This is a genomic window from Pseudomonas entomophila (assembly GCF_013523165.1).
GTDB lineage: Bacteria > Pseudomonadota > Gammaproteobacteria > Pseudomonadales > Pseudomonadaceae > Aquipseudomonas > Aquipseudomonas entomophila_A.
The window spans coordinates 60603-74758 of record NZ_JAAMQI010000022.1 but is presented as its reverse complement, the minus strand read 5'-3'; the positions used below and the strand labels follow the sequence as shown (position 1 = coordinate 74758).

The following is a 14156-nucleotide window of genomic DNA, read 5'->3' as shown; positions in this document are numbered from 1 at the left end:
CTGCCCCGCCCACCCGTCAGACGTAGATCATCTTCCGTGTCATGCCGCCATCGACCACATACTCCTGCCCCGTCACGAACGCAGCCTGGCTGGACAGCAACCAGGCGACCAGGGCGGCCACGTCCTCGACGGTGCCCACGCGCCCAACCGGATGCTGGCCATGGTCACCGCTGCCCAACGGCTCGGTGCGGCGCTGGGCGGGGTCGCGCGCGTCGATCCAGCCGGGGCTGACGGCATTGACGCGAATCTCCGGCCCCAGGCTGATGGCCAGCGAGTGGGTCAACGCCACCAGACCGCCCTTGCTCGCGGCATAGGCCTCGGTGTCGGGCTCGGACTGGTGGGCGCGGGTCGAGGCAAGGTTGACGATGGCGCCACCGTGGGCGCGCAGGTAAGGCGCACAGTGCTTGGCCAGCAGCATGGGCCCGCTCAGGTTGACCGCCAGCACCCGGTTCCACTGCGACAGGCTCAGGCTCTCGAGCGTGCCACTGTGCGGGTCGGCGACGGCCGCGTTGCACACCAGGGCGTCCAGGCGGCCGAACTGGCCCAGCACCTGGGCCACGCCGGTCACCACGTCCTTTTCGTCGGCGACGTCCATGGAGACGAACCAGGCATTGTCGCCCAGGGCCTTGGCCACCTTGGCGCCACGCTTGCGGTCCAGGTCGCTCAGGACCACTTGCCAGCCTTCGCAGATCAGCCAGGCCGCAATGCCCAGGCCGATGCCGCGCGCGGCACCGGTGACCAGGGCCACGCGGCCATTGTGGCTAACCTCGCCGCCTTTCCAGTCGATCACAGTGCGGCCAGACCTCGTGCCAGGTCGGCCTGCAGGTCGGCCACGTCTTCGAGCCCTACCGCCACGCGGATCAGGCTGTCGCGAATACCCGCCGCTTCACGCTCGTGGGGCGTCAGGCGCCCGTGAGAGGTGGTGGCCGGGTGTGCGATGGTGGTCTTGCTGTCGCCCAGGTTGGTGGTGATCGACACCAGCCGCGTCGCATCGATGAAGCGCCAGGCGCCCTCTTTGCCACCGGCGACCTCGAAACTCACCACCGCCCCGAAACCGCTCATCTGGCGTTTGGCCAGCGCGTGCTGGGGGTGGCTCGGCAGGCCGGCATAGTGCACCCGCTCGATCCCGTCCTGTTGCGTCAACCATTCGGCCAGCGCCTGGGCACTCTGGCAGTGCGCGCGCATGCGCAGCTTGAGCGTCTCCAACCCCTTGAGGAACACCCAGGCGTTGAACGGGCTCAAGGTCGGCCCTGCGGTACGCAGGAAGCCGACCACCTCCTTCATCAGCTCGGCACGCCCGGCGACGGCCCCGCCCATGCAACGGCCTTGACCGTCGATGAACTTGGTCGCCGAATGGATGACGATGTCCGCACCCAGGGCGAGCGGCTGCTGCAAGGCCGGCGTGCTGAAGCAGTTGTCCACCGCCAGCAGCGCACCATGCGCCTGTGCGATGGCGGCCAACCCGGCGATATCGACCAGCTCGGCCAGGGGGTTGGAGGGCGATTCGACGAACAGCAACCGGGTGTTGGGCTTGAGCGCCTGCTGCCAGCCTTCCAGGTCGGCCAGCGGGACGTAGTCCACCTGGACCCCGAAGCGCTTGAAGTACTTCTCGAACAGGCTGATGGTCGAGCCGAACACGCTCTGCGAAACCAGCACATGGTCACCCGCACTGCATAGCGCCATCACCGTGGCCAGAATCGCCGCCATGCCGGTCGACGTGCCGACGGCCTGTTCGGCGCCTTCGAGGGCGGCCAGGCGCTCCTCGAACGCCCTGACCGTCGGGTTGGTATAGCGTGAGTAGACGTTACCCGGCACCTCGCCCGCGAACCGCGCCGCGGCATCGGCCGCCGTGCGGAAGACGTAGCTGGAGGTGAAGAACACCGCCTCGCTGTGCTCCCCTTCTGGCGTGCGGTGCTGACCGGCGCGTACCGCCAGGGTGTCGAAACCGACACCCTCGAGGTCGCTGTCCAGCCGTCCGGCCTCCCATTGATCCGACATGCCCTGCTCCCAGAATCAGTTGTTGTACAGGTCGATGATCGCGCTGACCGCCTGATGCTTGACCTTGGCGGTGTCGTTGCGCGACTGCTCGATGCGGTCGAGGTAGGCCTCGTCGACGTCGCCGGTCACGTAGTGGCCGTCGAACACCGCGCAATCGAACTGCTCGATCTTGATCTTGCCCCCACCGACCGATTCCACCAGATCGGGCAGGTCCTGGTAGACCAGCCAATCGGCGCCGATCAACTCGGCCACCTGTTCGGTGGTGCGGTTGTGGGCGATCAGTTCATGGGCACTCGGCATGTCGATGCCGTAGACGTTGGGGTAACGCACGGCGGGGGCGGCAGAACAGAAGTAGACGTTCTTGGCGCCGGCCTCGCGGGCCATCTGGATGATCTGCTTGCAGGTGGTACCGCGCACGATCGAGTCGTCCACCAGCATCACGTTCTTGCCGCGGAACTCCAGTTCGATGGCGTTGAGCTTCTGGCGCACCGACTTCTTGCGGGCAGCCTGGCCAGGCATGATGAAGGTCCGGCCGATGTAGCGGTTCTTGACGAAGCCCTCGCGGAACTTGACGCCCAGGTGGTTGGCCAGCTGGAGCGCCGCCGTGCGGCTGGTGTCAGGGATCGGGATGACCACGTCGATGCCATGGTCGGGGCGCTCGCGCTGGATCTTGTCGGCCAGCTTCTCGCCCATGCGCAGCCGCGCCTTGTACACCGACACGCCGTCGATGATCGAGTCCGGGCGCGCCAGGTAGACGTGCTCGAAGATGCACGGCGAGAGCGTCGACGCGGTGGCGCACTGACGGGTGTGCAGCTGGCCGTCCTCGGTGATGTAGACCGCTTCGCCCGGCGCCAGGTCGCGGATCAGGGTGAAGCCGAGCACGTCCAGGGCCACGCTTTCCGAGGCGATCATGTACTCCACGCCTTCGTCGGTATGACGCTGACCGAAGACGATCGGGCGAATGGCATGGGGGTCACGGAAGCCGACGATGCCGTAGCCGGTGATCATCGCCACCACCGCATAACCGCCGACGCAACGGCTGTGCACGTGCGACACGGCCGCGAACACGTCTTCTTCGGTCGGCTGCAGCTTGCCGCGCACGGCCAGCTCGTGGGCGAACACGTTGAGCAGGACTTCGGAATCGGAGTTGGTGTTGACGTGACGCAGGTCCGATTCGTAGATCTCCTTGGCCAGCTGCTCGACGTTGGTCAGGTTGCCGTTGTGCGCCAGGGTGATGCCGTAGGGCGAGTTGACGTAGAACGGCTGGGCCTCGGCCGAGGTCGAGCTGCCCGCCGTCGGGTAGCGCACGTGACCGATGCCCATGTGCCCGACCAGGCGCTGCATGTGGCGCTGCTGGAAGACATCGCGCACCAGACCGTTGTCCTTGCGCAGGAACAGCCGGCCATCATGGCTGGTCACGATGCCGGCAGCGTCCTGGCCGCGATGCTGAAGGACGGTTAGCGCGTCATACAGCGCCTGATTGACGTTCGACTTACCGACGATACCGACGATGCCACACATGCGACGCAACCCCTACTTTGATGAAACCTGACTGAGTCCGCTCACGACCGGTTCGGCCCGAGCAGCTGCTCCTTGAAAGGGAGATCGGTCGAGGGACCGACCCCACCGGACATCCACTGGCTGGCAAAGCCCAGCACGAGATTCTTCGACCAGTCGGCGACCAGCACGAACTGCGGCAGCAGACGGGACTGCTGCCACCAGGGATCCTGCTGGACCGGCCCGAGGCTCAACAGCCCGACGGCCACGACCACCAGCAGGCCGCCACGCGCTGCGCCGAAGACCATGCCGAGGAAGCGATCGGTGCCGGACAGCCCGGTCACGCGGATCAGCTCGCTCACGATGAAATTGATCATCGCCCCCACGATCAGCGTGGCGACGAACAGAATGGTACAGCCTGCGATGACCCGTGCCGATGGCGTCTGGATGTATGGCTCCAGGTACTGCGACAGCGATCCGCCGAACAGCCAGGCGACCGCGCCGGCGACCACCCAGGTGACCAGCGAGAGGGCCTCCTTGACGAAGCCACGGTTGAGACTGATCAACGAGGAAACGGCGATGATCGCGATGATCGCCCAATCGACCCAGGTAAATGCCACGGTGCTGCCTGCAGACCTATTAGGGGGCGCATTTTAGCAGAGGGACGGGGATGGGGTAAGCGGAATGTCAGACCGCGGACAGGCTGGCGGCCGATGAGTTCCCGCAGGCGTGCAGCATGACACCCACAGGGGATGTGACGGTCTTGGCAGATCGGGGTGCGGCCGAGGCAGGACACGGTAGCCGCCGCGACCTCGGCCCTGTCGGGCCTTGGTCGGATGAACGTGCAGCGTTACCCGCGCTCTGGCTCGAAACGCACGACGATGCCCTTGATCTTCTGCTGACGGTTGATCACGTCACGCACCCGCTCGGCCTCGCTGCGTTCGATCAACGGCCCGACGAAGACCCGGTTGAGCCCGCCAGCGGTGCGGATGTAGGCATTGTAGCCCTGGCTGCGCAAGGTCTTCTGCAGGTTGTCCGCACCCGCCCGATTGGACAGGCTGGCCACCTGGATCGACCAGCTGACCGGCAGGCCACTGCCGTCGACCTTGTTGCCGGTGCTCGGCGCCTGGGCAGCCGCCGGTGCCGGGGATGGCGCCTGGGCGGTCGCGGGTGCTTCAGACCGGGTCACCGGCGCCGGTGCCTTGGCAGGCGCCTTGGCGGCTGCGTCGTGGGACGGCGTGATGGGCTGACGCGGGGCGGTCAGGGGCGCGGTGGACTCGTTGACCACCACCGGTGGCGCCGCGCTGGCCGTCGGTGTCTGCGACGATGCCTGGGGCTCGGGCACCGCGACCGGCTCGACCTGCACCTGCGCCAGTTCGGGCCTGGCCGGCGCCTGAGGCGCCTCGACCTGGACTTCACGCACCTCGTCCTGGCGCGTGAACAGCATCGGCAGGAAGATCACCGCCAATGCCACCAGCACCAGCGCCCCGACGATACGCTGCTTCACGCCCTTGTCCAGCCCTGCCATCACCCTAGCCCCTTACGCCTTGTCGCTCCAGCCATGCAAGGGCCTGGGCGACACAGAAAAACGAACCGAACAGAAGGATCTCATCGTCCTCCGTCGCCTGCGTGCACTGCGCGTCCAGCGCAGCGTCGACGCCCTCATGAGACTTCACCGTGGCGCCAAGGTTCTTCAGGGCGTCGTGCAGCTCGCTCGCCGGACGACTGCGCGGCGATTGCAGCGGTGCCACCGCCCAGTCGTCGACCACGTCGGCCAACGGCGCGATCACGCCGTCGAGGTCTTTGTCGGACAACAGCCCGAACACCGCCAGCCGTCGCCCCCGAGGCGGCCGGGCGGCGAGGCGCCGCGCCAGGTACTGGGCGGCATGAGGGTTGTGACCGACGTCGAGCAGCAGCCGCAGGTGCTTGCCTTGCCACAGCACGGAACGGCGATCCAGCCGCCCGGTGACACGGGTGGCGAGCAACGCCTGACGCAGGTGCTCGGGGTCGCATGGCAGGCCGCACAGCAGGTAAGCCTGAAGCGCCAGGGCGGCGTTCTCGAGGGGGAGATCGAGCGCCGGCAGCTCGAGGGTCATCGGGCTGCCGTCGGCCATCCGCCCTTGCCAGCACCAGCGATCACCTGCGTCCTGCAGGTCGAAGTCACGCCCGCGCACGTACAGCGGGCAACCCAGCTCGGCGGCCTTGTCGAGCAAGGGCTGCGGCGGGTGCGGATCGCCGCACAGGGCCGGGGTGCCTGGTCGGAAGATCCCGGCCTTCTCGAAGGCGACGGACTCGCGCGTGTCGCCCAGGTATTCGGCATGATCTACGCCGATGCTGGTGACCAGCGCCAGGTCGGCATCCACCAGGTTGACGGCGTCGAGCCGCCCGCCCAGGCCCACCTCGAGCACGACGGCATCCAGTGCGGCCTGGCGGAACAGCCAGAACGCCGCCAGGGTGCCCATCTCGAAGTAGGTGAGCGACACGTCGCCACGGGCGGCTTCGACGGCGCAGAACGCCTCGCACAGCGCCTGGTCATCGACCTCCTGCCCGTCGATCTGGACGCGCTCGTTGTAGCGCAGCAGGTGCGGCGAGGCGTAGACCCCCACCCGCAGCCCCTGGGCCTTGAGCAACGCGGCGACGAAGGCGCAGGTGGAGCCCTTGCCATTGGTGCCGGTCACGGTCACGACACGCGGCGCCAGCGCACCCAGCGCGAGCCGCTCGAGCACCTGCCGGGAACGCTCCAGGCCCATGTTGATGGCCGACGGGTGCAACTGTTCGAGGTAGGCGAGCCACTCGCCCAGGCTGCGCGCGCTCATCAGGCGACGACGGGCTCGTCGATCGCCACCGGCGCCTCGGACATCAGGGTCGGCGTTGGCTGGCCGGTCATCTGGGCCAGCAGGCGCGCCAGGCGTGGACGCAGCTCGTTGCGCGAAATGATCAGGTCGATGGCGCCGTGGTCCAGCAGGAACTCGCTGCGCTGGAAGCCTTCAGGCAGCTTCTCGCGCACGGTCTGCTCGATCACGCGCGGGCCGGCGAAGCCGATCAGGGCCTTGGGCTCGCCGACGATCACGTCGCCCAGCATCGCCAGGCTGGCCGACACGCCCCCGTAGACCGGGTCGGTCAGGACCGAGATGAAGGGGATGCCCTCTTCGCGCAGGCGCGCCAGCACTGCGGAGGTCTTGGCCATCTGCATCAGCGAGATCAGCGCTTCCTGCATGCGCGCGCCACCGGAGGCGGCGAAGCAGACCATCGGGCAGCGGTGCTCCAGGGCATGGTTGGCCGCGCGCACGAAGCGCTCGCCGACCACGGCGCCCATGGAGCCGCCCATGAACGAGAATTCGAAGGCGCTGACCACGATCGGCATGCCCAGCAGGGTCCCGCTCATGGAGATCAGCGCGTCCTTCTCGCCGGTCTGCTTCTGCGCAGCGCTCAGGCGGTCCTTGTACTTCTTGCCGTCACGGAACTTGAGGCGGTCGACCGGCTCCAGGTCGGCGCCCAGCTCGGCACGGCCTTCGGCATCGAGGAAGATGTCGATGCGCGCACGCGCGCCGATACGCATGTGGTGGTTGCACTTGGGGCAAACGTCCAGGGTCTTCTCGAGCTCGGGACGGTACAGCACCGCCTCGCAGGACGGGCACTTGTGCCACAGCCCTTCGGGCACCGAACTCTTCTTCACCTCGGAACGCATGATCGATGGGATCAGTTTGTCTACCAACCAGTTGCTCATGCTTTCATCTCCAGTCTTGGCAGGCGGATGACATCGGTCACACGCGCCCTGCCCTTGAACTCATCATCTGTTCGAAACGGCTGCGAACCGGTCCGGCGAATCGGCATGCCGTGCTTCGCCCGTCGACCGTCTCTCACCCCATGTTCTGTCGGCGCCGCTGGCGCCAGGCCTGCCCGGTCGTGACCGTGGCAGCGATAGCTATGGACGATGCCGCCCGACGTGCCGTCACATCGTCGCCGAAGCCGCCTGCACCGCGGCCATGAAGGCCTGGATCCGGGCGGCATCCTTGATGCCCTTGCGCAGCTCCACCCCGCCACTGACGTCCACGCCATAGGGACGCACCTGGGCGATGGCCTGGCCGACATTGTCGGCGCTCAGCCCCCCGGCCAGAATCACCGGCTTGCTCAGCCGTGCGGGGATCAGCGACCAGTCGAAGGTCTCGCCCGTGCCGCCGGGCACGCCGGGCACATACGCGTCGAGCAACAGCCCGCGGGCCCCGGCGTACTGCTGGCAGGCCGCCTCGAGGTCGTCGCCGGGGCGCACCCTCAGCGCCTTGATCCATGGCCGGTGGTGCCCGGAGCAGGCCTCAGGCGTCTCGTTGCCGTGAAACTGCAGAAGGTCCAGCGGCACGGCGTCGAGGATGTCCTGCAGCTCGCAACGCGACGCGTCGACGAACAGGCCGACGCTGGTGACGAAGGGCGGCAATGCCGCGAGGATCTCACGCGCCTGGGCCACGCTTACGGCACGCGGGCTCTTGGCGTAGAACACCAGGCCGATGGCATCGGCGCCCGCCTCGACGGCGGCCAGGGCATCCTCGACACGGGTGATACCGCAGATTTTGCTGCGAACGATAGTCACGAACGAGGTACCCCGTCAGCGGATAAAGCACCGGATGTTAGCAAAAGCCTCATCCAACGTCAGCCGACAAGGCCTCGTAGCCGGTCAGAAAGTGCGGCCCGATGTAACGCTGGGGCAGCTGGAACGCGTCGGGATACTCCACCTGCACCAGGTAGAGGCCATGGGGATGGGCGGTGACGCCGCCCTCACGGCGGTTGCGGCTTTCGAGCACCTCACGTGCCCAGCTCGCGGGCCGCTCGCCCGCGCCGATGGTCATGAGCACGCCGGCGATGTTGCGGACCATGTGGTGCAGGAACGCCGTGGCACGCACGTCCAGCACGATCATCTGGCCATGCCGGGTGACGCGCAGGTGGTGCATGTGCTTGATCGGCGACTTGGCCTGGCACTGGCTGGCGCGAAAGGCGCTGAAGTCATGGGTGCCGAGCAGGTAGGCCGCACCCTCGGCCATGGCCGCGACGTCCAGGGGGCGGTGGTTCCAGGTCACCTCTTCGGCCAGGTGCGCCGGACGAATCGGGTCGTTGTAGATCACGTAGCGGTAGCGTCGGGCGACCGCCTTGAACCGCGCATGAAAGTCGGCCGGCATCTGCCGTGCCCAGGTCACGCTGATGTCGGGCGGCAGGTTGAAGTTGGTGCCCAGGGTCCAGGCGCGCTCGTCGCGCACCGCCTGGGTGTCGAAGTGCACGACCTGGCCACAGGCGTGCACGCCGGCGTCGGTGCGGCCAGCGCACAGCACGCTGATGGGCGAGTCGGCCACCTTGGACAGCGCCTGCTCCAGCGCCTGCTGGACGCTCGGCACGCCACTGGCCTGACGTTGCCAGCCCCGGTAGCGGGCGCCTTTGTATTCCACGCCCAAGGCGATACGGAAATGGCCTTCGGCCGCTGATTCGGCCGCGACGGTGTCGATGATATCCAAGAAGCAAGACCTGTCGGTTCCACGAAAGGCGGGGAGTATAACGAGACCAGGGCATGAATGGGCCGGTCAGGGCACGTACCCCCGACCGGAAGAGCGTCGTGGCCAGGGGCTGCGGTGCACGCGCAGGGCGTCGTCGGCACCGCTGCCGCGTTCAGGCCAGGCGCGAGAGCAGTTCCCGGGCTTCCAGACGCTGCCCTTCATCGCCATCCTTGACCACTTCGTCGAGGATGTCGCGGGCGCCCTGAGGATCGCCCATGTCGACGTAGGCACGGGCCAGATCGAGCTTGGTCGCCACCTCGTCGGCACCCGAGAAGAAGTCGAAGTCCAGGTCATCGACCGGCTCGGGTTCTGGCTCGGGTTCCGGCTCCGGCTCGGGTGTCGGCGCGGCCGCGGCGACACTGGGCGCACCGGTTGCAGGCGTGTCGAAGCTGTCCGACAGCCTGTCCAGCTCGGCGTTGACGTCGTCCAGCTCACTGGCGAAGTTGCGCGCGGCGGGCGAGTCGTCGTCCAGCGCCAGCGAGAGGTCGAAATCGTCACCCAGGTCGGGTTCGGCGATCGGGGATGGGCGCTGATCGCCGCGTACGCTGTCGGCCACGATGGCGGTATCGGCCTGGAACGGCTCGTCGGCATCGGGCGTGCCCACGTCCAGGTCGAACGCGTCACCGGCCGCTTGCGCCTGGGCCTGGGCCAGCATGGCCTCGAAGTCATCGTCGGCGTCATGCGGCTCGGCCACGGCCGAAGGCACCTCGCCTGACGCGCTGGCCGCAACGGGCTCGAGCACCGGGGGCTCGGCATAGCCGGCCACCGGCAGATCGGCGTTGACCTGCAGATCGGCGGCCGCGCCCAGCACCTCGTCCGGCACGTCGGCCAACGGGTCGTCTTCGACCACGGGCGCCGTCACCGGCTCGCGGGCCACACCCGGCGTCGATGGCGCAGGGCGTGGCGCGTCGTCCAGCAGCGCCTGCACGTACTGCTCGTCGCGCTCGGTCGCCAAGGCAGCGGCGCCCAGGCCCGCCGCGACCACACCGAGCATTGCCGGGAAACGCTGCTTGAGCGTATCGACTTCGGTCTGGTTCTGGTGGGTGGCAGGCAGTTGCCGCTCCTGGCTGACGAAGCCGTCGCGATCGCCCTGTCGGCCGTACACCTCCATCAGCTTCAGGCGCAGGTCGTTGCGTGACGGATGTGCGGCTACCCCTGCCTCCAGCAGCTCGGCAGCGTCGTTCAGGCGACCGTCGGCGACCTTCAGCTCGGCCTCCATCAGCACCCGGTCGGCCGCCAGCGCGTCGGCCTGCTCGCGTGACTGCGCCGCTTCGGCCGGCATGGCAGCGGCCGTGGACGCCGCCACGGCAGCAGGCGACAAGGTGTGCGGCATGTCGAGTTCATCGAAGCTGCCCGGGGGCAGGTCGAGTTCGGGATCGTTCTGTTCTTCGGCCAGCTCACGCGCCATGCGCAGGTGCTTCTCGGCCTCCTGCTGGGCCTTGCGCTTGCGCAGGATGAGCAGTATCAGCAGCAACAGCACCAGGAACAGGGAGCCGGCGATGGCCGCGAGCAACCAAGGGTTGCCCAGCAGGGTATCGAGCGTGTCGCGTGCGGGTGGCGCGGCCTCGCCCGGGGTGGCTTCAGGCTGCGTGCCGGCGGCTGCCGGGGCAGGCTGGATGACCGGTTCGCTCGCCGTGGAAGGCGCTGCGGCCACAGCGGGCTGGGGCTGCACAGCGCCCGTGACGGGCGTCGCGCCTGGGACTTGGGCCGGGGCCTCTGCGGGCTGCGCAGACGCTGCAGCTGGCGCGGTGGCATTGGCGGCCGAGGGTGTCGGCGCCGGTACCCCGGCCTGCTGCGACAGGCGTGCCAGCTGGTCGTTCTTGAGTTCGATCAGCCGCTGCAGCTTGTCCAGCTGGCTTTCCAGGTCAGCCATGCGGCTCTTGAGTTCTTCGTTGTCGCGCCGGCTGGTGTCGAGGCTTTCCTGGGCCACGGCCAGCTGATCGTTGAGGGCGCGGGCATCGTTGGCGGCGGCCGTCGACTCGGGCGACACCAGGCGCAGGTTGTCGGCCTGGGTCACCTGGGCAGGGGCCGCCCCGGCGCTGGTCCGCCGCGTGGCGTCCAGTTGGCGCGCGCGCGGCCCCAGGCGCCGGCCTTCACGCCAGGCGGCGTACTGCTCGGCGACCTCGGCTTCGGCGTCACGCTGCGGGATGCTCTGGATCTGTTGCGCATCGGGCAGGCGCAGGACCTGCCCGACCTTGAGCTGGTTGATGTTGTTGCCGATGAAGGCGCCCGGGTTGAGCGCCTGGATCGCCAGCATGGTCTGCTGCACGGACCCGCCCTGGGCATTACGCGCAGCGATCTGCCACAGGGTGTCACGACGCCGGCTGGTGTAGGTGCCGGCAGCGCTCACGGCAGGCTGAACGCCTGGCGCGGCACGCGAGGGCTGTGGCTGGGGGCGATCGAGCGCGACGTCGTAGTCACGCAGCAGGCGGCCCTGGGGCCACATGACCTGCACGAGGAACTTGACCACCGGGGCCGGCAACGCGGCGCTCGACGTCACCCGCAGCACGCTGCGGCCATTGGGCACGATCACCGGGGTGAAGGTCAGGTCTTCGAGGTAGGCCGGCATGGGAATCCCGGCCCGGCTGAACTCCTCGGGCCCTGCCAGGCTCGACCTGAGGTCGGCGGCCGTCAGGTCCTGCACGTCGCGCAGCTCGATCTCGGCATCCAAGGGCTGGCCCTGGCCGGACTTGAGCGTCAGGTCGCCCAGCTCCAGGGCGTTGACCACGCCAGAGGACAACGCGGTAGCGGCGGCAATGGCCAGCACCATCTTGCGGATTCGAAGCATGACCCCTTCCCTATCGATGAATCGTCCCGGCGAGCCCGTGATGGAACAAGGACATAAGTGCTGGCAAGTATCTTTTACAGCTGGTCTTTTATCAACAAGCGCGCTATCTGCACCGCGTTGAGCGCCGCACCCTTGCGCAGGTTGTCGGTGGTCAGCCAGAAGTTGAGCTGTTCGGCGTCGTCGATGCCCTGGCGTACTCGTCCAACATAGACCACATCCTGGCCCACTGCATCGCCGACCGGTGTCGGGTAGTCGTCCCCTTCCACGCGCTCGAGGCTCTCGCCGGCGTCGAGGGCCGCGTTGACCGCGGCCAGATCGACCGGGAGACGGCTTTGCACGGTGACGCTGTAGCTGTCGCCGAAGAACACCGGGACCTGGATGCAGGTGACACCGACCTTGAGCGTCGGCGCCTCCAGCACGGCGCGCAGCTCGTCCACCAGGCGGCGTTCCAGCACGCCGTGGCCCTGGTCATCGCTCGGGCCGACCTGGGCCAGCAGGTTGAACGCCATCTGCCGGTCGAAGAAGCGTGGTTCGAGCGGTCGGGCGTTGAGCAGCTCGGCGGTCTGCCGGGCCAGTTCGGTGACGGCTTCGCGGCCTTGGGCGGAGACCGCCAGGCAGGCCGTGAGCTGGAGGCGTTCGATGTCCAGCAGCGCACGCAAGGGCGCCAGCGCCACGGCCAGGCTGATGGTCGCTGTGCTGGGGCTTGCCACCACGGCAGGCCACGGCATCTGTGCAAGCTGCGCGCCGTTGACTTCCGGGACCACCACGGGTGCCTGCTCGAGGCCGCCGGACAGGTCGATGACCGTGCACTGGGCAGCCAGGGCCTTGTCGACCAGGCGGCGGCTGACCGCAGGGCCTGCGGCGAAGAAGGCCAACCGGGCCTTGGTGAAATCGAACGCCTCCACCTCGCGCACCCGTACGTTGCGGCCGCGGAACGCGACGCTGCTGCCGGCGGACTCGAGGCTGGCCAGCAGGTGCAGTTCGCCGACCGGGAAATCGAGCTCTTCGAGCAGTTGCACGAGGGTTTCACCCACCGAGCCGGTGGCACCGATGACGGCGATGTCGAAAGTCTGGGGCATGGGAGGTCTTCCGGATGAGCGAGGGGCGGCACTTTACGCCGATTGCGTCGGTGAGGCCATGGCTCTTGGCCTGAGGGCTGGGGCGTGGGGTGATCGGTGTGGTGACGTGCTGGTGTATCCGGGCCTCGGCATGGAGGTTATCGCTCGGGCAGAGGCACGTGGCCTCGCTATGGCGTCTATACGGCCTTCATCGATCTGGCGCGTGGACAGGTGGCAATGCTCCGAGTTTTCATCCAGTTCCTTTCCTTATGCCGGGCGTTGTCGCCGCTACCGGCGTTTGTGCTTCTTGACGAGTGCCTCGCGCGAACACAGCGCATCGACCACCAGCGAGAACGCCGGCGATGGCTGCCGCCGGCTGGGGTAGTAAAGGTAGTAGCCCTCGAACGGCGTGCACCAGTCCTCCAACACACGTACGAGCCGGCCCTCCTCGATATGCGGGGCGAACTCCTCTTCGGGCAGAAAGGCGATGCCTAGGCCTTCCAGCGCCGCCTGAACGATATGCGGGGTGCTGTTGAGGGTGACCTGACCCTCAACGCGCACATTCAACTGTTTGCCCTTGCGCGTGAACTCCCAGACGTACAGCGCCCCATGCGTGGGAAAGCGCAGGTTGATGCACATGTGCTGGGTCAGGTTTTCCGGTGATTTCGGTTTCGGATGCTGCGCCCAGTAAGCTGGGGCAGCGACCGCGGCCATGCGCAGCTTGGGACCGATCGGTACCGCAATCATGTCCTTGTCGATGGTGTCGCCCAGACGCACGCCCGCGTCGAAGCGGTCGGCCACGATGTCCCTGAATCCGTAGTTGACGTCGAACTCCACTTTCACGTCCGGATATTTGCGTAGCAGGGGCGCAATCTTGGGCAAGAGCGTCGTCTTGAGCACATGGTCACCACAGGTGATGCGCACCGTGCCGGCAGGCTTGTCGCGCAGCTCCGTCAACTCGTCCAGCTCCGCCTCGATCTCGTCGAAGCGATGGCCGATGGCGTGCAGCAGCCGCTCCCCCGCAGCGGTGGGAGACACGCTGCGCGTGGTGCGGGTGAGAAGCCGGATCTCCAGCCGGGCCTCCAAACCGCTGATGGCCTGGCTCAGCGCCGACTGGGTGACTCCCAGATGCGCGGCCGCACGCGTGAAGCTGCCTTCGCGCGCCACGGTGACAAATGAGAGGAGATCGTTGAGATTGCGTCTGACCATGCTTTTCAGTTTCTCATAGAGTTTTGATTAGTGCACCTAATAGCCCTTTTAAGTATTCATTAGCTAGTC

Annotated in this window: 12 protein-coding genes; all 12 read right to left on the bottom strand. The window is 67.5% G+C overall.

Going from position 1 to position 14156, the window contains the following annotated elements:
• Window positions 1-16 precede the first annotated feature (16 nt).
• The 12 genes from G7Z99_RS16325 to G7Z99_RS16270 all read right to left on the bottom strand — a co-directional run bounded on the left by G7Z99_RS16325 (window position 17) and on the right by G7Z99_RS16270 (window position 14087).
• The gene (locus G7Z99_RS16325) at window positions 17-790 is read right to left on the bottom strand and encodes an SDR family oxidoreductase (protein WP_181095576.1); all 774 of its coding nucleotides are present in this window, start codon (window positions 788-790) and stop codon (window positions 17-19) included.
• Window positions 787-1998 carry an O-succinylhomoserine sulfhydrylase gene (locus G7Z99_RS16320; RefSeq protein WP_181095574.1) on the bottom strand — a complete coding sequence of 404 codons (1212 nt, stop codon included), beginning with the start codon at window positions 1996-1998 and terminating at the stop codon, window positions 787-789. The genes G7Z99_RS16325 and G7Z99_RS16320 overlap by 4 nt, the downstream gene beginning before the upstream one ends.
• Window positions 1999-2013: 15 nt before the next feature.
• On the bottom strand, window positions 2014-3519 hold the full coding sequence (gene purF, locus G7Z99_RS16315; RefSeq protein WP_181095572.1) for an amidophosphoribosyltransferase: 1506 nt from the start codon (window positions 3517-3519) through the stop codon (window positions 2014-2016).
• A gap of 41 nt (window positions 3520-3560) precedes the next feature.
• On the bottom strand, window positions 3561-4115 hold the full coding sequence (locus G7Z99_RS16310; RefSeq protein ID WP_181095570.1) for a CvpA family protein: 555 nt from the start codon (window positions 4113-4115) through the stop codon (window positions 3561-3563).
• A gap of 230 nt (window positions 4116-4345) precedes the next feature.
• Window positions 4346-5023, bottom strand: a complete 678-nt coding sequence (locus G7Z99_RS16305) for an SPOR domain-containing protein (protein ID WP_181095568.1) — start codon at window positions 5021-5023, stop codon at window positions 4346-4348.
• A 4-nt stretch (window positions 5024-5027) separates the two neighbouring features.
• Window positions 5028-6311 (bottom strand): bifunctional tetrahydrofolate synthase/dihydrofolate synthase, encoded by a 1284-nt coding sequence (gene folC / locus G7Z99_RS16300; RefSeq protein WP_181095566.1) that lies wholly within the window; start codon window positions 6309-6311, stop codon window positions 5028-5030.
• Complete coding sequence (gene accD / locus G7Z99_RS16295; protein WP_181095564.1) at window positions 6311-7222, bottom strand: acetyl-CoA carboxylase, carboxyltransferase subunit beta; 912 nt, start codon at window positions 7220-7222, stop codon at window positions 6311-6313. The genes folC and accD overlap by 1 nt, the downstream gene beginning before the upstream one ends.
• A gap of 225 nt (window positions 7223-7447) precedes the next feature.
• Window positions 7448-8080: a phosphoribosylanthranilate isomerase gene (locus tag G7Z99_RS16290; RefSeq protein WP_181095562.1), complete on the bottom strand. Its 633-nt coding sequence runs from the start codon at window positions 8078-8080 to the stop codon at window positions 7448-7450.
• Between the two features lie 49 nt (window positions 8081-8129).
• Entirely contained in the window at window positions 8130-8993 is an 864-nt protein-coding gene (gene truA / locus G7Z99_RS16285; protein ID WP_181095560.1) for a tRNA pseudouridine(38-40) synthase TruA, read from the bottom strand.
• Window positions 8994-9144: 151 nt separating this feature from the next.
• Window positions 9145-11820, bottom strand: coding sequence for a FimV/HubP family polar landmark protein (locus tag G7Z99_RS16280; RefSeq protein ID WP_181095558.1), 2676 nt, complete (start codon window positions 11818-11820; stop codon window positions 9145-9147).
• A gap of 74 nt (window positions 11821-11894) precedes the next feature.
• Window positions 11895-12899: an aspartate-semialdehyde dehydrogenase gene (locus G7Z99_RS16275; RefSeq protein ID WP_181095556.1), complete on the bottom strand. Its 1005-nt coding sequence runs from the start codon at window positions 12897-12899 to the stop codon at window positions 11895-11897.
• Window positions 12900-13166: 267 nt separating this feature from the next.
• The gene (locus G7Z99_RS16270; protein ID WP_181095554.1) at window positions 13167-14087 is read right to left on the bottom strand and encodes a LysR family transcriptional regulator; all 921 of its coding nucleotides are present in this window, start codon (window positions 14085-14087) and stop codon (window positions 13167-13169) included.
• Window positions 14088-14156: the final 69 nt, after the last annotated feature.

Bases quoted from the DNA above. Each gene is read 5' to 3' on its own strand.
- G7Z99_RS16320 (WP_181095574.1), bottom strand. From the start codon at position 1,998: ATGTCGGATCAATGGGAGGCCGGACGGCTGGACAGCGACCTCGAGGGT.
- purF (WP_181095572.1), bottom strand. From the start codon at position 3,519: ATGTGTGGCATCGTCGGTATCGTCGGTAAGTCGAACGTCAATCAGGCG.
- G7Z99_RS16305 (WP_181095568.1), bottom strand. From the start codon at position 5,023: ATGGCAGGGCTGGACAAGGGCGTGAAGCAGCGTATCGTCGGGGCGCTG.
- folC (WP_181095566.1), bottom strand. From the start codon at position 6,311: ATGAGCGCGCGCAGCCTGGGCGAGTGGCTCGCCTACCTCGAACAGTTG.
- accD (WP_181095564.1), bottom strand. From the start codon at position 7,222: ATGAGCAACTGGTTGGTAGACAAACTGATCCCATCGATCATGCGTTCC.
- G7Z99_RS16280 (WP_181095558.1), bottom strand. From the start codon at position 11,820: ATGCTTCGAATCCGCAAGATGGTGCTGGCCATTGCCGCCGCTACCGCG.
- G7Z99_RS16275 (WP_181095556.1), bottom strand. From the start codon at position 12,899: ATGCCCCAGACTTTCGACATCGCCGTCATCGGTGCCACCGGCTCGGTG.
- G7Z99_RS16270 (WP_181095554.1), bottom strand. From the start codon at position 14,087: ATGGTCAGACGCAATCTCAACGATCTCCTCTCATTTGTCACCGTGGCG.